General features: G+C 67.8%; 21 protein-coding genes, 1 pseudogene and 1 riboswitch. Of the genes and pseudogenes, 9 read left to right on the top strand and 13 right to left on the bottom strand.

The annotated features are described in order from the left end of the window. The first annotated feature begins 12 nt into the window (after nucleotides 1-12). Nucleotides 13-465 carry a hypothetical protein gene (locus tag ACZYZ9_RS07315; protein ID WP_463825579.1) on the top strand — a complete coding sequence of 151 codons (453 nt, stop codon included), beginning with the start codon at nucleotides 13-15 and terminating at the stop codon, nucleotides 463-465. Nucleotides 466-473: 8 nt separating this feature from the next. Here the strand turns inward: ACZYZ9_RS07315 and ACZYZ9_RS07310 are convergent, their stop codons facing one another. After that, nucleotides 474-659 (bottom strand): Rv1535 domain-containing protein, encoded by a 186-nt coding sequence (locus tag ACZYZ9_RS07310; protein ID WP_463825578.1) that lies wholly within the window; start codon nucleotides 657-659, stop codon nucleotides 474-476. Nucleotides 660-718: 59 nt separating this feature from the next. On the opposite strand from ACZYZ9_RS07310, the gene ACZYZ9_RS07305 reads away from it, so the two are divergent. The 6 genes from ACZYZ9_RS07305 to ACZYZ9_RS07280 all read left to right on the top strand — a co-directional run bounded on the left by ACZYZ9_RS07305 (nucleotide 719) and on the right by ACZYZ9_RS07280 (nucleotide 4,938). Beyond that, complete coding sequence (locus ACZYZ9_RS07305) at nucleotides 719-1,000, top strand: hypothetical protein (protein ID WP_463825577.1); 282 nt, start codon at nucleotides 719-721, stop codon at nucleotides 998-1,000. A gap of 44 nt (nucleotides 1,001-1,044) precedes the next feature. Beyond that, a riboswitch (TPP riboswitch) is annotated at nucleotides 1,045-1,155 on the top strand. Beyond that, the gene (thiC, locus tag ACZYZ9_RS07300) at nucleotides 1,146-2,783 is read left to right on the top strand and encodes a phosphomethylpyrimidine synthase ThiC (RefSeq protein WP_463825576.1); all 1,638 of its coding nucleotides are present in this window, start codon (nucleotides 1,146-1,148) and stop codon (nucleotides 2,781-2,783) included. (Overlaps the previous riboswitch by 10 nt.) After that, nucleotides 2,780-3,610, top strand: coding sequence for a bifunctional hydroxymethylpyrimidine kinase/phosphomethylpyrimidine kinase (thiD, locus tag ACZYZ9_RS07295; protein WP_463825575.1), 831 nt, complete (start codon nucleotides 2,780-2,782; stop codon nucleotides 3,608-3,610). The genes thiC and thiD overlap by 4 nt, the downstream gene beginning before the upstream one ends. Beyond that, entirely contained in the window at nucleotides 3,607-4,230 is a 624-nt protein-coding gene (locus ACZYZ9_RS07290) for an alpha/beta hydrolase family protein (protein WP_463825574.1), read from the top strand. Before thiD ends, ACZYZ9_RS07290 begins: the two co-directional genes overlap by 4 nt. Nucleotides 4,231-4,326: 96 nt before the next feature. Next, nucleotides 4,327-4,551: a hypothetical protein gene (locus ACZYZ9_RS07285; RefSeq protein WP_463825573.1), complete on the top strand. Its 225-nt coding sequence runs from the start codon at nucleotides 4,327-4,329 to the stop codon at nucleotides 4,549-4,551. A gap of 42 nt (nucleotides 4,552-4,593) precedes the next feature. Then, nucleotides 4,594-4,938: a hypothetical protein gene (locus ACZYZ9_RS07280; protein WP_463825572.1), complete on the top strand. Its 345-nt coding sequence runs from the start codon at nucleotides 4,594-4,596 to the stop codon at nucleotides 4,936-4,938. On the opposite strand, the gene ACZYZ9_RS07275 is transcribed toward ACZYZ9_RS07280, so the two are convergent. The 7 genes from ACZYZ9_RS07275 to ACZYZ9_RS07245 form a co-directional block, all read right to left on the bottom strand. Then, the gene (locus ACZYZ9_RS07275; RefSeq protein WP_463825571.1) at nucleotides 4,935-5,369 is read right to left on the bottom strand and encodes a DUF4190 domain-containing protein; all 435 of its coding nucleotides are present in this window, start codon (nucleotides 5,367-5,369) and stop codon (nucleotides 4,935-4,937) included. The two genes, ACZYZ9_RS07280 and ACZYZ9_RS07275, sit on opposite strands and share 4 nt — an antisense overlap. Nucleotides 5,370-5,380: 11 nt before the next feature. After that, nucleotides 5,381-6,817: a neutral zinc metallopeptidase gene (locus tag ACZYZ9_RS07270; RefSeq protein WP_463825570.1), complete on the bottom strand. Its 1,437-nt coding sequence runs from the start codon at nucleotides 6,815-6,817 to the stop codon at nucleotides 5,381-5,383. A gap of 77 nt (nucleotides 6,818-6,894) precedes the next feature. Continuing rightward, a complete protein-coding gene (locus tag ACZYZ9_RS07265) occupies nucleotides 6,895-7,296 on the bottom strand; it encodes a DUF4190 domain-containing protein (RefSeq protein ID WP_463825569.1) in 402 nt (133 codons plus the stop codon). Nucleotides 7,297-7,387: 91 nt separating this feature from the next. After that, a complete protein-coding gene (locus tag ACZYZ9_RS07260) occupies nucleotides 7,388-8,863 on the bottom strand; it encodes a M28 family peptidase (protein ID WP_463825568.1) in 1,476 nt (491 codons plus the stop codon). After that, on the bottom strand, nucleotides 8,860-10,362 hold the full coding sequence (locus tag ACZYZ9_RS07255) for a M28 family metallopeptidase (protein ID WP_463825567.1): 1,503 nt from the start codon (nucleotides 10,360-10,362) through the stop codon (nucleotides 8,860-8,862). Before ACZYZ9_RS07255 ends, ACZYZ9_RS07260 begins: the two co-directional genes overlap by 4 nt. 10 nt (nucleotides 10,363-10,372) lie before the next feature. Then, nucleotides 10,373-10,798: a DUF2752 domain-containing protein gene (locus ACZYZ9_RS07250; RefSeq protein WP_463825566.1), complete on the bottom strand. Its 426-nt coding sequence runs from the start codon at nucleotides 10,796-10,798 to the stop codon at nucleotides 10,373-10,375. A 21-nt stretch (nucleotides 10,799-10,819) separates the two neighbouring features. Further along, nucleotides 10,820-11,143, bottom strand: a complete 324-nt coding sequence (locus tag ACZYZ9_RS07245; RefSeq protein WP_463825565.1) for a CD225/dispanin family protein — start codon at nucleotides 11,141-11,143, stop codon at nucleotides 10,820-10,822. 368 nt (nucleotides 11,144-11,511) lie between these two features. Between ACZYZ9_RS07245 and ACZYZ9_RS07240 the strand changes: the two genes are divergently transcribed. Beyond that, a complete protein-coding gene (locus ACZYZ9_RS07240; protein ID WP_463825564.1) occupies nucleotides 11,512-12,012 on the top strand; it encodes a serine/threonine protein kinase in 501 nt (166 codons plus the stop codon). 14 nt (nucleotides 12,013-12,026) lie between these two features. On the opposite strand, the gene ACZYZ9_RS07235 is transcribed toward ACZYZ9_RS07240, so the two are convergent. From ACZYZ9_RS07235 to thiO, 4 genes are read right to left on the bottom strand one after another with little or no spacing between them, the layout of a single operon-like run. Continuing rightward, on the bottom strand, nucleotides 12,027-12,785 hold the full coding sequence (locus tag ACZYZ9_RS07235) for an SGNH/GDSL hydrolase family protein (RefSeq protein WP_463825563.1): 759 nt from the start codon (nucleotides 12,783-12,785) through the stop codon (nucleotides 12,027-12,029). Beyond that, complete coding sequence (thiG, locus tag ACZYZ9_RS07230; protein ID WP_463825965.1) at nucleotides 12,782-13,486, bottom strand: thiazole synthase; 705 nt, start codon at nucleotides 13,484-13,486, stop codon at nucleotides 12,782-12,784. Before thiG ends, ACZYZ9_RS07235 begins: the two co-directional genes overlap by 4 nt. Before the next feature lie 43 nt (nucleotides 13,487-13,529). Beyond that, entirely contained in the window at nucleotides 13,530-13,727 is a 198-nt protein-coding gene (gene thiS / locus ACZYZ9_RS07225; RefSeq protein ID WP_463825562.1) for a sulfur carrier protein ThiS, read from the bottom strand. Next, nucleotides 13,727-14,731 (bottom strand): glycine oxidase ThiO, encoded by a 1,005-nt coding sequence (thiO, locus tag ACZYZ9_RS07220; RefSeq protein WP_463825561.1) that lies wholly within the window; start codon nucleotides 14,729-14,731, stop codon nucleotides 13,727-13,729. The genes thiS and thiO overlap by 1 nt, the downstream gene beginning before the upstream one ends. A 143-nt stretch (nucleotides 14,732-14,874) precedes the next feature. Between thiO and thiE the strand changes: the two genes are divergently transcribed. Continuing rightward, nucleotides 14,875-15,540, top strand: a complete 666-nt coding sequence (gene thiE / locus ACZYZ9_RS07215) for a thiamine phosphate synthase (protein ID WP_463825560.1) — start codon at nucleotides 14,875-14,877, stop codon at nucleotides 15,538-15,540. Here the strand turns inward: thiE and ACZYZ9_RS07210 are convergent. Next, nucleotides 15,527-16,003 (bottom strand): annotated as a pseudogene (locus ACZYZ9_RS07210) (NUDIX hydrolase); the annotation flags it as partial. The gene thiE and the pseudogene ACZYZ9_RS07210 overlap by 14 nt on opposite strands. Nucleotides 16,004-16,025 lie beyond the last annotated feature (22 nt).

The raw sequence follows: 16,025 nt of genomic DNA, 5'->3' as shown, positions 1-16,025 counted from the left end.
CAGGGAGTGATCATGGGTGTCGTTGACGGAGCTTTTCGCACGGTAGGTCGGACACTCAGTCGGGCCGCGACGGCAACCACCGCCGCTGCCGGCGCCGTCGGCGGGGCGACGGTCAACGGCATCGTCGGCGGGGTCAAGGGCGCCGCCGAGGGGATTCAGCAGGGCATCGGCACCGGCAGCAAGTCGACTCCGGCCGCCGCGCTGGCGATCGGCGCGATCGGCGCCGCGGGTCTCATCGAGTGGCCCATCCTGTTGGCGGTCGGCGGTGGAGCGCTGTTGCTGCGCAAACTGAACAACGCCCCGGAACCGGCCGGCGTGCAGGCCCCGGCCAAGCTCACCCCGGTGCCGGACGAACCGGCCGCCGCCGAAGCACCGAAGACAGCGACAAAGACAGCCCGGAAGGCACCGGCCAAAAAGGTCGCCGGGCGCCGGGCCGGTAGCACCAGCCTGCGCAGTACGAACTGATTCCGTCGTCAGCCGGTTGCGCGCGAGCAATCACACCGCGACGCGCGGACCGTGACAGGGCGAGGAGTTTGATCCGAGACCACCTCCAGCACCCCCGCCCGCCACAGCAGGGCGTACAGCTCCGTCAACGGCCTCTGCAGCAACCGGGCGCACGACGCAGCCAGCGGGTCACGCAGTGCATCTGTCGTCGTCATACCTCGACGGTGACCGCCCCACCGGGCACGACGGCAAACCCTTCGTTACTGAAAGGCAAATGATGGCCGAAAAGAAAGATCGCTCCGTTACCTCCCAGCGCGAGGCGGTGTCCCAGATCCGGCAGGCCCAGACGTTCGTGATCAACCTGCCGATCCTGGGCAAGGTCCAGATACCGCCGCCCGAACAGCTGGCCTACTACGGCGGGATCGCGGCCCTGGCGGCATTCGAACTGATCGACTGGCCCGTCGCCCTGGTGATCACCGCCGGGCACCTGCTGGCCAGCAACCACCACAACCAGGTCCTCGAGGAACTCGGCGAGGCCCTGGAAGAGGCCGACTGATACCCGGGCCGGTGCGCGCTGCGCTAGCGTGGGAGCCATCCAACCGAAAATGACGCGGGAGCGCACGCCCGGTGCGCTGAGAGGACGGCTCGGGGCCGTCGACCGTACGAACCTGACCGGGTAATGCCGGCGTAGGGAGATAGCCATGACCATGACCGTCGAACCGTCCGTCACCACCGGCCCGATCGCCGGCAGCAGCAAGACCTACCGCGAGGTGGAGGGCGTCCCCGCGGCGCGGGTCCCGTTCCGGCGGGTGCACCTGTCCACCGGGGATCACTTCGACCTGTACGACACGTCCGGGCCCTACACCGACGCGAACGCCGTGATCGACCTGAACGCCGGCCTGCCGCCGCGCCCGGGTGTGGTCCGCGACCGCGGCACCCAGCTGCAGCGCGCCCGCGCCGGTGAGATCACCGCGGAGATGGCCTACATCGCGGTGCGCGAAGGCATGCCCGCCGAGCTGGTGCGGGACGAGGTGGCCCGCGGGAGGGCCGTCATTCCGGCCAACCACAACCACCCCGAGATCGAGCCGATGATCATCGGCAAGGCGTTCGCGGTGAAGGTGAACGCCAACATCGGCAACTCCGCCGTCACCTCCTCCATCGCCGAGGAGGTCGACAAGATGGTGTGGGCCACCCGCTGGGGCGCGGACACCATCATGGACCTGTCCACCGGCAAGAACATCCACGAAACCCGCGAATGGATCCTGCGCAACTCGCCGGTCCCGGTCGGCACGGTGCCCATCTACCAGGCACTGGAGAAGGTCAAGGGTGACCCGACCGAGTTGACCTGGGAGTTGTACCGCGACACCGTGATCGAACAGTGCGAGCAAGGTGTCGACTACATGACCGTGCACGCCGGTGTGCTGCTGCGGTACGTGCCGCTGACGGCCAAGCGCGTCACCGGCATCGTGTCCCGCGGCGGGTCGATCATGGCGGCATGGTGCCTGGCGCACCACCGGGAGTCGTTCCTGTACACCCACTTCGAGGAACTCTGTGACATCCTGGCCCGCTATGACGTCACGTTCTCCCTGGGCGACGGGCTGCGGCCGGGTTCCATCGCCGACGCCAACGACGCCGCCCAGTTCGCTGAGTTGCGCACCCTGGGCGAGCTGACCAAGATCGCCAAAGCCCACGGGGTGCAGGTGATGATCGAAGGCCCGGGCCACGTCCCGATGCACAAGATCGTGGAAAACGTTCGGCTGGAGGAGGAGTGGTGCGAGGAGGCACCGTTCTACACCCTGGGGCCGCTGGCCACCGACATCGCGCCGGCCTACGACCACATCACCTCGGCGATCGGCGCGGCGATCATCGCCCAAGCCGGCACCGCGATGCTCTGCTATGTCACCCCCAAGGAGCACCTCGGCCTGCCGGACCGCAAGGACGTCAAAGACGGCGTGATCGCCTACAAGATCGCCGCGCACGCAGGTGATCTGGCCAAGGGCCATCCACACGCGCAGGACCGCGACAACGCTTTGAGCACAGCACGTTTCGAATTCCGCTGGAACGACCAGTTCGCCCTGTCGCTGGATCCCGACACCGCACGGGAGTACCACGACGAGACGCTGCCGGCCGAACCCGCCAAGACCGCGCACTTCTGTTCGATGTGCGGGCCGAAGTTCTGCTCGATGCGCATCACCCAGGATGTGCGGGACTTCGCCGCCAAGCACGGACTGGAAACCGAGGCAGATGTGGACGCCATGCTGGCCGCCGGCATGGCAGAGAAGTCCCGCGAGTTCGCCGACCACGGCAACCGGGTGTATCTGCCGCTCGCCCAGCAGTGACCTACCTGCCCCTGCCGGCACCGGGCGCAACGCCGCTGCGGGTGCTGACGATCGCCGGGTCGGACTCCGGGGGCGGCGCGGGCATTCAGGCCGACATGCGCACCATGGCGCTGCTGGGCGTGCACGCCTGCGTCGCCGTCACCGCGGTGACCATCCAGAACACCTTGGGCGTCAAGGGTTTTCACGAGGTTCCCACCGCGGTGGTGGCCGGGCAGATCGAAGCGGTGGTTACCGACATCGGCATCCAGGCGGCCAAGACCGGGATGCTGGCGTCGTCGTCCATCATCGAGGTGGTGGCCGCCACCTGGCAACGCCTCGACCCGCAGGCGCCGTTGGTCGTCGACCCGGTCTGCGCGTCCATGCACGGGGATCCGCTGCTGGCCCGGGATGCGCTGGAATCGCTTCGCACCCAACTGTTTCCGTTGGCCACGTTGGTGACGCCGAACCTGGACGAGGTACGGCTGATCGTCGATATCGAGGTGGTCGACGCCGCGTCCCAGCGCGCCGCGGCCGAGGCACTGCATGCCCTGGGCCCGCGGTGGGCGCTGGTGAAGGGCGGGCACCTGCGGACCTCGCAGTCCAGTTGCGATCTGCTGTACGACGGTTGCGATTTCTACGAGTTCGACCAGCCCCGGATCGCCACCGGCGACGACCACGGCGGCGGTGACACGTTGGCGTCGGCGGTGGCCTGCGCGCTGGCCCACGGCTTTACCGTGCCCGACGCCGTGCGCTTCGGAAAGCGCTGGGTCACCGAATCGCTGCGGGCCGCCTATCCGCTGGGCCGCGGCCACGGTCCGGCCTCTCCCCTGTTCCGGCTGCACCGGTGAACCTCGACGACATCGCAGGTGTCGCGCATCGGCCCGAAGGCACCCCACATGGGGTGGTGGTGCTGACCCACGGCGCCGGTGGCAATCGGGATTCCGCACTACTGCAACAGATTTGCGCACAGTGGGCCCAGCGCGGCTGGCTCGCGGTGCGCTACAACCTGCCGTACCGCCGACGCCGCGCAGCAGGCCCGCCGTCGGGCTCGGCGGCCACCGACCGGGCCGGGATCATCGAGGCGATCGAGGTGTGCCGGCGACTCAGCGACGGACCGCTGATCGCCGGCGGACATTCCTACGGCGGCCGGCAGACATCCATGGTGGCCGCGGGGGGCCAGCCACTGGATGTGCTCACCCTGTTCTCCTATCCGGTGCACCCACCGGGCAAGCCGGAGCGTTCCCGCACCGAACATCTGCCGGACATCACGGTGCCGACGGTGTTCACCCACGGCACGTCCGATCCGTTCGGCACGATCACCGAACTGCGCGACGCCGCTGCGCTCATCTGCGCACCGACCGAGATCGTCGAGATCACCGGCGCCCGCCACGACCTCGCTTCGAAGAAGTTCGACGTCGCCGGTCTGGCGGTTGCCGCGGCGCTCCGGCTGGCAACCGCAGTGGGCTGAAACGCCCTGCTCCGCACCACCCAGACTACCGTCGTGCTGGAATGTCCATTAACATAGTGCACGTCCGTGGGGTAGGCCGACTGGTGGCGGGGCGTCGTGTTGGAAAGAATTCGCCGGGTGTTGAGCTTCGAGCTCTCCGTCGCCCAGCTGCTGGCCATCGGGATCGGGCTCGGTGCCCCATATCTGCTGGTAGGGGTGGTTTGGTCAGCGACGCACACCGATCATCTGCGCGATCTGCAGGGCGCCGATCTGGCCGTGTCGTTCCTGGGGTCGATCGTTTCATGGCCCGTCCTACTGTTCGCCAATGTCTGCATGACCTGAATTTCGACACCGTACCGACCATTAACATCGCCGGGAGCAAACGTGAGTCACCGTCAGTTCTACCTCGGAATCACCGGCCTGCTACTCGTGCTGATCGGACTGGCTGCGCTGTGGTTTCCGGTGTACCTGGGCCAGTACGACCAGTACGGCATCAGGATCAACTGCGGCAACGGTCTCGGCTTCCAGCTCTCTCAGGCCCCGCAGGCCGCCCCGGCCGCGACGTCGCAGTGCGGCAGCGCGTTGCTGATCCGTCGGTTATGGGCGATCCCCGCCGTGGCCGTCGGGTGGGTGCTGGTCTGCTGGGTAGCGATCAAGTGGATGCGGGAAGAGACGTTGAGCGACGAGCCCGAACACCTTGTGCCCCATCCCGAGATCGGGTGGTTCTAACAGGACACCGCCTGGGGAGTGCGGCTGATCGTCGCGGCGATCGCGGTCGAGTAATCGTAGTAGTCGCGGTGGTGGTAACGATGGCGGCGTGAGTCCGCCTGTGCCAGCAGCACCAGCGCGATCACGATGATCACCCCGGCCACCACGGTGAGCGCGCTGATGATGATGCCGGCAATCGCCATGCCGCGGCCCTGTTGCCCGCTGGTCTTGATCTGGTGGAGTCCGATGAACCCGAACACCAGCCCGAGAACGGTGGCCACGCCGCACACGAACGGTCCGATCACCGAACACACCAGTGAGGCGATCGCCATGCCGTTCGTGCCCTGCTGCGTCGGGTAACCGCCCATCGGCGGCGGATAACCGAAGCCTGGTTGCGGCTGGTATCCGTAGCCACCGGGCGGCGGCGGATAGCTCGGCGGCTCGTAGGTCACGAGACGAAACTCTACCCCGGGTAACGGGTATAACATCCGGCCATCTCGCCGCCGACGCCGGAGCGGAATGCGGCGATCCGGGTGAATCCGGCGGGCACGCTGACACCGTCGGCGTCACTGGCGACCATATGGTTGGTGAGCAGTCCGGCCACCGCTTCGTCGAGGTCACCGGCGGTCAAGACCAGCGAGTTACCCGACGGCAACTCGATGTTGTCGGACATCTTGCGGTGCGCGACGCCGGTGAGGCAGGCCGTGCGCAGCGCGGTCCACGGACTCTGCATCGGCAGGTTGCGCTCGTGCTGGACCGCCAGCGCGTACCTCGACATCACGATCGACAACGCGGTGTCGTCGCCCTGGGGCAGGCTGTGTTCGTTCTCGCCGGCGACCTTGCCCATCGTGGCCAGGGCAGGCAGGTCGACGGCGATGGTGTTGGTGGCCGGGCAGTACGACGCCGGCGGGCTGGGCTTGGCGTCGGCGCAACCGGCTTCCTTCAGTGACAGCTTGGGCGGGTTCTTCGGGGCGAAGATCTTGCCCATCAATTCCATCAAGGTGTTCAGGGTGTCTTCGTTGATCTGGACCTCACCGGTCTCCGTCGATCCGCTGGTGTCGACCCGCAGCGTCGTGGGCAGGTCGCCGCGGCGCCGCTCGATCTCGGCTTTGGTGATCGTCGCGCACGCCGACGTCCCGGTAACGAAGCCCATCTGAAAGGCGCTCACCCGGTCCAGTGCCGATCCGTGCTCGTCTTCGTTGGATTCGTCGGCGTCCATCACCGGGTCCCGGGTGGTGATGATCCCGGCCAGCACATGGTCGAGTCCGTCGCCGGTGCTCAGGGTGAAGCGCGGCGACTTACCCTCGGCCACGTAGTACAGGTACACCCCGGCGAAACAGTCCGCCTGCTGCTCGTAGACGATGGTCGGGTCTTTCCGGGTGACCAGCTTGGCCATCGCCTGCAGGGCGTGCCCGAACTCGTGGGCGAGCACGCCGTTGACCGACATGTCACCGAAGTACTGCTGCGCGGTCGGCATGAAAACCCCGCGGTCCCAGGCGATCAGGTTGCAGCGCGACGTGAAGAACGCGTTGACGTTGTCGTAGGTCTGGCTGCGGCAGACCCGTGGGCTGTTGCGGTCCTTGGAGTTGTAGGACACGAACTTGTCGACCGGCTTGTAGGAACCCTTCAGCGGTGCCTTGTAGTTCGCCTGCCAGAACTCTTCGATGTCGTTGATGGAGAGCAAGGACAGTTTGTCGATCGGTCCGTTGTCGGTGTTGACGACGGTGCCCGTCGCGGCGGGCGCGTTCGCTTTCACGCCACTCTTGCCGTTGGTCGCCGGCAGGCCACCCACCCGGAAAGGATCGTTGAGGATGGAGACCGCCCGGCCCTCGACCATGGTCGAACATCCCGCCACTATCAGCACGGCGCCGAGGCATGCCGTCACTGCCCGAAAGCTCATCGAATCAACCCCGTCCCGACCCGGCCGGACCCAACGACACCCATTCTAACCGGCGTCGTTCAGGTCACCGGAACGCGTCAGACTAGCGCAGCTCGCGAAAAGACCTGCGGGTCAACGGCAGTCAGCATCATCGAGACGGTGTCGTGGCTACTGCTGGTGGCCGCCATGATGGCGACGAAGATGAACCAGAGCACGATCATGACGATCGAGATCCCGCTGATGATCACGCCGGCCAGCGCCATGCCGCGGCCATCCTGCCCGGTCTTCTTGATCTGATTCAGCGCGATGATGCCCAATACCAGGCCCACGATCGGGCCGATGCCGCAGATCCACCCCACCAGCGAACACACCAGCGAGGCGATCGCCAACCCGTTGGTGCCGACGGGTTGCGGATAGCCACCGTACGGATTCGGTGCCGGCGGCGGATATCCGTATCCACCGGGCGGTGGCGGCGGATAGTGGGGCGGTTGCTCCGTCATGGGACCCTCCTACACCAATCACGATGCCGCCGCAGTTTGCCGACGTCAGCGCACACTCTACTTCCCGGCTCACGTCGTGACCAGCGTTGCGCTAAGACACCCGGGTGCGGTGACGTTTGTCATGGGGGGTAACGCCGTTGACACCGGTGACCGAGTCGGCATAGGTGCCCACCGCGAAGGCCACCCCAGACCCCATGACCGCCAACGCTTCCCGGTTCACGGCTTCGAGGTTGTCGCGTGCACTCTGGTAGCCGGGGTCGAATGCCACGCCCGGCTGACCACCCCAGAGTCGCGCCTGCACAGCGGTTTTCACTTGCGAAGCGCCGGTGTTCATGCCACCCACCGGGACGCCCGCGACGAGAAACGGGTGATAGTCGGTGCGGGTGTTCAGCGGCATGTCGGCCGGCCGCTTCCCGGCCAGGTTCAGGTATCCGGCCAGCGTCCGTTCGATTCCGGCCGATCCCTGCGGCACGTCGGCCGACGGCACATCCGGACCGGCCGGTCCCGACTGGTCACCGTCGTCGGTGAAGAACCCCGCGTTAGGCGAACCGAGCATGTCGAAGTTCAAATACAGTGCAATGTTGTTCAGCGCCTCGTTGTCGAGGCCGAAGACGTAGTCCATCGAACCGTTGGTGCCGTTCTCCTCGGCCCCCCAGAACGCGAAGCGCACCGCGTTGGTCACCGGCGGCAGGGGACCCAGCTGCAGCGCCGTCTCCAACACCGCGGCCACCCCGGTCCCGGCATTGTTCAGGCCCGGACTGTCCGCCGGGCTGTCCAGATGGGTGCCTACCATCACCACCTCGTTGACCGCGCCGGTCCTGGTCTGCGCCAACACGTTTCGCGAGGTGACCTTGACGTTCTCGGCGTCCAGCACCAGCCGCACCGGTCCGGCGCCGCGGGTCAGTGCGGCGGCACCGTTGGTGCCCACCACCGCGACCGGGACGGTCAGCTGGTTGTAGTAGCCGGGGTTGAACAGTGTGGGCGATGCCCCCTGGCCGCTGGGCTGGATCACGATCAGCGCGGCCGCACCCCTGGCCACGGCGCTGTTCTGCTTGTCCACCACCGAACAGCGGGTGTCGTCGACCACTGCGATCGCGCCCTTGGGCAGCGCGTCCGGATAGTCGGTCGCGGCACAACCGGCGGCTGCGGCGGGTCGCACCACCGGTCCGCTCAGGCCGCCGGCCGGCGTCCGCACCAGTAGCGAAGCCTGGTCGACGGGGAAGCTGCGACCGGCGACGGTGAGCGCCGGCTTGCCCTGCGAGGTGTTGCGCAGCCGCTCGAACTGGGGCGTCGCTACTTCGAATCCCTTGGCGCGCAGTGTTCTAGCCACATAGTCGACACTGGCGTCGTAGCCGGGTGTGCCCACAGCCCGACTCCCCTTGTTGGCGTCGGCGATGTCCTGCAGCGCCCGCAGATGGGCGAACATCGCGGCTGCGGTGACCTTCGACGCCAGCGCACGCGCCGGGTCCGGTGCGGCAACCGGCTGGGCCGGGTCATGCGAAGACGGCGTACCCGCGCATGCCGCGAGCAGCAACGTCAACAGCAGGGCGGCGATCCGGCCGGTCATGGCCTGGCGAGCACGTGACGGGTGCGATCTCCCATGCTCGGAACCCCGTTGCGGCCGCCGAGATCCTGCGCGTACAGGCCTACTGCATAGGCGACGCCGCCGCCCTGGATCCCCAGCGAGGTTCGGTCGATGTGTTCGAGGGTGTCGCCCTTCTGGTGATAGTTGGGGTCGAACGGCTGGTCGGCCGCCCCGCCCCACAGCTTGGCCTCCTCCTCGGACATCTTGGCTTCCGCTCCGGAGAACAGGCCGCCCGACGGGACGCCGGCCAGGGTGAACCCGTCGTAGTCGGAGCGACCGTCGAACGAGGTGTCCCGGGCGGCCTTTCCGGACAGTTTCAGGTAAGCGACCAACGTGCGCTCGATGCCGGCCGAACCCTCCGGCACCACCGGCTGGCCGCGGGCATCCATCGGCAGCGACTGGTCACCGTCGTAGGTGAAGTAACCGGGGTTGGGCGACGCCAGCATGTCGAAGTTGAGGTACAGCGCAATGTTCTTCAGCCCGTCGATGTCCAGTGACTCGACGTAGTTGCGCGAGCCGATCAGCCCGAGTTCTTCGGCGCCCCAGAAGGCGAACCGGACCGCGTTGTGCACCTGCGGCGAATTTCCCAGTTGCACCGCGGTTTCCAGGATCGCGGCGACGCCGGAACCGTTGTCGTTGATGCCCGGCCCCTCCGGCACGCTGTCCAGATGCGCACCGGCCATCACGACGTCGGTCGGCGAACCCGTCTTGGTTTGCGCGATGACGTTGCGGGCCTTGAAGTTCTGCGTGGTCGCCGAAAGTTTGATGGTCGCCAGCCCGGACTTGGCGCGCAACTGGAAGCCGACGGATTTGGTGACACTGACCACCGGAATCTTCACGTCGGTGGTCGCGCCGAGCGTGCCGCCCATGGCCTGCTCGTCGACGTTGTCGATGACGATCAGGGCCACGGCACCGCGTTGTGCGGCGGCGTCCTCTTTCTGGGCGAACTGGCAGGAGCCGCGGTTGACCACCACCACCGCGCCCTGCACCGGCAGCTTGTCGTAGTCGTCCGGCGTGCAACCCGGGCTCTCGCCGTCGGGCGCGAACAGCAGCGGGCCCGTCACACCCTCGGGCGGGGTGCTGCGGCTGTACTCCAGGGCGCGGGCGTCGGCGGTCAGGTCCCCGACGGCGACCGAACCCTTCTCGGCATGGAACACCCGCGCCGAGAATTCGGGGGTCTGTACGTCAAAACCGCTGTTGCGCAACGTTTCTACGACGTAGTCGACGCTGGCGTCGTAGCCGGGGGTGCCCACCGCGCGGGTGCCGTTGTTGGCGTTGGCGATGTCCTGCAGTTTGGACAGGTGCGCCAGCATCCCGTCGGTGGACACCTTGTTGCGCATTGCGGTGGCGAAGTCGGTCGCGGCCGGGCTGCCGCCTGCGGGCTGCGACTCCGTGGCGCACCGTCCGCAACCCGTGACGAGGAAAGCGACCGTCGCCAGCACGGCAAGGGCCGCGGCAAGCGACTTCGATTTGTGCACCATCGCGCCCAGACTAGACGGCCAGTCCCCGCAACGGCGCGACCGGGATGTTGCGCACCACGAACCAGACCACCCACACCCCCAGCGTCACCAGCGCCGCCCACCGGGTGTGCTGCCAACTCTTGATCCGCCGACCGACCACGTGGCCGTACGTCCAGGCGGCGTAGGCCCACACCAGGAGTACCACTGCGATCAGGGCGACGGCGTTGAATCTGGCCGCCGCCCACACGTTCCCGTGCAGCAGGCTGTACAGCATCCGCATGCTGCCACACCCCGGGCAGTCGATCCCCAGTAGCGCTTTGGTGGGACAGGTCGGCAGCGGGCCGCCCGGCGTGGTGGGGTCAGCCAGCCAGATGCCGGTACACACCGCTGTTGCTGCCGCAGCCACCAGCAGCGGCCGACCCAGCCGCAACGGCCGGCCAGCTCGGCGGGTGTCCACAGGATCAGCCAGTGCTCGGCCTCAGAACAGGATTGCGGCCATCGAGGTGGTCGTATCCGGAGCGTTCGACGCAAGCACGAATGCGAGGACCGCATAGAGGACGGCCGAGATCACCCAGGCAATGACCGACCACTTCACCCACTTCTTGGCCGAGTCGGCGGAGGCTTGCGCCTCGGCGTACTGACCCTGCGCCCAGAGACCCGAGACCTGACTGGCCTTGACGATCGCGACGATCCCGGTGGGCGGGAAGCAGAAGATCGTCGCCAAGATGGCCAACACCAGGTTGTTGTTCGGCGCCTGCCCGGCGGGCGGCTGCTGCGGCGGGTAACCGGGAGGTTGCGTCATGATTCTCCAGATCGAGAGAAGTTAGCTGGCGGGAAGCGAGGCTTACCATACCGGAGACTTGGCACGCTGGCACCACAAACTCGGCAGCCGCGATCGCGCCCCGGCAGCCCGCCCTTGCGCAATTTTCAGAACTTACGAAAAACACCGCGCCACAACGTATTTCAGTGCTACCCCGAGGACCGATGCACCGTCATTGGCACCCAATCAGACAGTGCCCCACAGAATGTATCGCCGCCGGGCAGGATGTCCGGTCACCCGAGCCGTGGATTCCTTTCGGAAAAGTCTGTTTTCTGCGGTGCCGCACAAATACACTCCCCGGTACCGGCACAGGCGCACCATCGGTCGCACCAAATAAAAGGAGTCAACAAATGTCTCACCTCACACAGTTGCTGCGGGCCGTATCCGCCGCGGCGCTGGTTGGCACTGTCAGCTATGCGGGCATGGCGACAGCGAATGCCGATCCCAACGAAACGCTCGTCAGCCTGCTGTCGAAGGGCTACTCCACGAGCAACTGTCACCAGGCGGACCCGTCCAGCGGCATGGTCGCCGTCATGGAGTGCGGCCAGAACTCGCTCGAGGGTGGACCCGTCGTCGCCAAGTACATGCTGTTCAGCAACTCCACCGACCTGGGCAGTGCGTTCACCGCCAGCATCAAGGACGACACCCTGGCCAACTGCGGGGACGCCAAGTCACCCACCACCTGGACCCAGGGCAGCTCCACCACACCCTCCGGCCAGGTGGCGTGCGGCACGTATCAGGGCCAGGCCGAGGTCATCTGGACCACCGACGCCAAGAACGTGCTGAGCTTCATCCGCGCGTCCAACACCGACACCGCGTCGCTGTACAAGTGGTGGCACACCAACGGCTGACCGTTTTCGTTGCCTTACAACGCTTTCCGGATAAGTTGTGCGACGGCCCGCATCCCGGCACCGTTCGGGTGCAGCGGTGCGGGCCGACCGGGTAGCGGCACACCGGGTTTGGTAGTCCAAGGCTGCTGGGACCACGCGTGATGATCGCGGCTGGCCGCCGCGGCCGGCACCACGGCACAGTCCGTCACCGCGGCGGCTTCGGCCGTCAGCTTTTCCAGGGCAGTGGCCAGATGCCGGCCCAGTTCCACATGTTCGCCGGACAGCGGTGGCGCGGGCACACCCGCCGGTGGCAGCACCGTCAGGTAGTCGACAAAGAAGATCTGCGCCCGCGGCGCTCGCTCGCGCAACGAATGTCCCACTGCGCAAAGCGAATCGAACACCTCGGACAGGGCGCGATCGCGCGTCTGCCGATCCAGCAGACCCGCGATGCGTCCGCCCAGCAGCGGCAGGTGCCGCACCACTGACGGCAGCGACGCCGCCATCAGCGCCGGGACATAGCCGACGTCGTTGCCGCCGATGGTCACCGTCACCAATGTCTCGGACCCGTCCAGTGCGGTCACCTGTGGCGGTGCGCCGTATTGACGTTCAGACAGCACGTGCGCCGTGGTGGCGCCGGAGAAGGTGACGTCGGTCAGATCCAGGCCGGCTTGTGCGGCGAGCAGGTGCGCGTAGTTGCGCGCCGATCGTCCCGCTCGCCACGGCGCACCCGCCGCGCGCGGCCGTATCCCAGGGCCGGCGGCCATCGAACTGCCCAGTGCCACATATCGTTTCATCGGGTGGGGCTGGACGCCTGAGCCCAGAAGCGCTTCGGGATGCGACCGGCCCGCCGGGCCAGATAACCCGCGTTGACGGCGGCCGCCATGGCCGCGGCCATCATCGGCGGATCGGCCGCGCGGGTGACCGCGGTGGCCAACAGGACCGCGGCACAACCCAATTCCATCGCCAGGGCCGCATCGCTGGCCGTGCCGATCCCCGCGTCCAGCACCACCGGGACACCGGCGCGGGCAACGATCATCTCGATGTTGTGCGGGTTGGTGATGCCCAGCCCGGTGCCGATCGGCGAACCCAGCGGCATCACCGCCGCGCATCCGGTGTCTTCCAGGCGTCGGGCCAGCGCCGGATCGTCGTTGGTGTAGGGCAGCACCACGAAGCCGTCGTCCACCAACTGTTCTGCTGCCCGGATCAGTTCGACGGCATCCGGCAGCAGGGTGCGCTCGTCCGCGATCACTTCGAGCTTCACCCAGTTGGTGTTGAGCGCTTCCCGGGCGAGCTGCGCGGTGAGCACCGCCTCGGCGGCGCTGCGACACCCGGCCGTGTTCGGCAGCGGTGTGATGCCCAGCCGGTTGAGCAGGTCGAGCAGGCCGGTGCCGCCCTCGGCGTCCACCCGGCGGATCGCGACGGTGGTCAGCTCGGTGCCCGAAGCGGTGAGCGCCTCCTCCAGCACCGCGAGGTTGCCCGCTCCCCCGGTGCCCATGATGAGCCGCGAGGAGAAACTGCGGTCCGCGATCGTCAGCTTGTCAACCACCCTGCACCGCCGTCACCACCTCGATACGCGCACCATCGGACAACGTTGTCGCCCAATTGGACCGCGGCAGCAACGAAGAATCCAGCGCCACCGCCACCCCCCGGTCCGGGAAACCCATCGAGCTCAGCAGCGCGGCCACGGTGGTCTGCTCACCGACCTCGACCTGTCGTTCGTTGACCATCACGATCATCAGTGCGCTCCCACCGGAATCAGTTGTGACACAATATGTTCGGCTGTCCACGGGGCTAACAGGAACCCGGACCGGCCGTGGCCGGTGGCGACCAGGGTCCGCTCGTCCAGTCGTCGCACAATGGGCAGGTTGTCCGGCGTCATCGGCCGCAGGCCGGCCGCGCACTCGGCCAACTCGTATTCGCCCAGCGCCGGCAACACCGCGCACGCGTCGTCGAGCAGGTCACGCACCCCCGAGACCACCGGGGCGGTGTCGCGGCCGTGCTCGTACTGGGTGGCGCCGACGACGACGCCGTCCGGGCGCGGCACCAGGTACACCTGCCTGCCGTGCACCCGGGCCCGAATCACCCGCTCCGGCAACGGCATACATCCCTTGCGCCAGCGCAACCGCAGCACCTCGCCCTTGACCGGCCGCACCGGCAACCCGGGCCACAATCCGGGAGCGTCGATGCCGTTGGCGATCACCACCGTTTCGCCGGCTGCGCCGGCCAGGTCGGTGACCGGTCCCGCCCAGTGAATTCCGAGCCGCGTACAGTCCCGGGCCAGGGCGTCGAGCACCGCGCGGTTGTCCACCGCCAGCTCGGTCGGCGCCCGGAAGCCGTGCCGGATGCCCTGCGCCAGCTGCGGTTCCACCTCCCGGGCGGCCGACTCCCAGACCACCGGGTGACCCTGCTGCGACAACCAGTCCGCCACCGTCCGCAGATCAGCGACGTCGGCCCGGTCGACCGCCACCACCAGAGACTCGCGGGCGGTCACCAGCTGCGGTTCCAGACCGTCCAGAAACCCGCCGTCGCGCCACAGCCGCAGCGACTCCAAGCCCAACCGCAGCAGCCGCTCCTCACCGGGCCAGCCTTCGCTGTGCGGGGCCAACATGCCGCCGGCCACCCAGGAGGCGCCGCCGTCGTCGCGGCGGTGCACGGTGACCGAGAGCCCGGCCTGAGCGGCCCGGCGCGCCACCGACAACCCGATGATCCCGCCGCCCACCACCGCGAGCGCGTCCGACATTCCTGCTCCCTTCGCCGGCATGACCCGGATCAGGTGTGACGGTAAGGGCAGGTCCATATCGGCTGTGCCCACTCTCAGCCCCGCCGGTAACCCGGGACTCCCGTGTGTTCTCCGTGTCCACGCTAGCGCGCTAACGTCGCGGTGTGCATCAGCCCCGACTCGCGACAGCACGGTTGTACCTGTGCACCGACGCCCGGCGCGAGCGCGGCGACCTCGCCGAGTTCGCCGACGCCGCGCTGGCCGGCGGGGTGGACATCATCCAGTTGCGGGACAAGGGGTCGCCCGGTGAGCAGCGATTCGGTCCGCTGGAAGCGCTCGACGAGCTGGCCGCCTGCGAGATCCTCGCCGAGGCTGCCCACCGGCACGGTGCCCTGTTCGCCGTCAACGACCGCGCCGACATCGCCCGCGCCGCCGGTGCCGACGTGCTGCACCTGGGCCAACGCGACCTGCCCCTGCCTATCGCCCGCGAGATTGCCGGGCCGGACCCGCTGCTCGGGCTGTCCAGCCACTCAGCCGCCGAAGCCGAAGCGGCCGCGGCCGGGCCGGCCGACTACTTCTGCGTCGGTCCCTGCTGGCCCACACCGACCAAGCCGGGCCGATCGGCGCCGGGCCTGGACCTGGTGCGTTTCGCCGCCGCGCTGGCTACCGACAAGCCCTGGTTCGCCATCGGAGGCGTCGACGTGCAGCGGTTGCCTGAGGTGCTCGGGGCCGGGGCACGCCGGATCGTGGTGGTGCGCGCCGTCACCGCCGCCGAGGATCCGACAGCCGCAGCGCAAGCGCTCAGCTCGGCGCTTGCAGCGGCAGCGTAGCCAGGACGCCGCGCAGATATTGCCAGCTGGCGGCGAACCCCGGGTGTAGCGGCAGGCTGGCAACCTCGTCCTCGCCGACCCAGCGCATCTCCGCGGTTTCGTGGTTGGCCACAGTCTCCAGCATTTCCTCGGCGTCGGCGACCACGGTCGTGTAGGTCCACTCGGTATCGAGTGGCTCAGCGGTGATCCGCGTTGTACGCACAATCACCCGCCGCGTGTCCAGACCCGCCTCCTCGTACGCCTCACGCAGCGCCGCCTGCTCCGGGGTCTCGTGACTGTCCAGGGCACCGCCGGGCAACCCCCAGGTCCCGCCCTGATGACTCCATACCGCGCGATGTTGCAGCAGCACCGCAGGGGCGCCGTCGTGCCGGGGCGCCCGCAGCAGCAGCCCGGCCGCACCGAATCTGCCCCAGTAGTGCCTGCCACCCTCGGATATCACCCATCCGTCACCGTCGCCCCGCACCGATTCAGGATAGGCAGGCGGC

It is taken from the genome of Mycobacterium sp. IDUB_28, from assembly GCF_055419285.1.
This window is presented reverse-complemented; position numbering and strand designations above follow the sequence as displayed.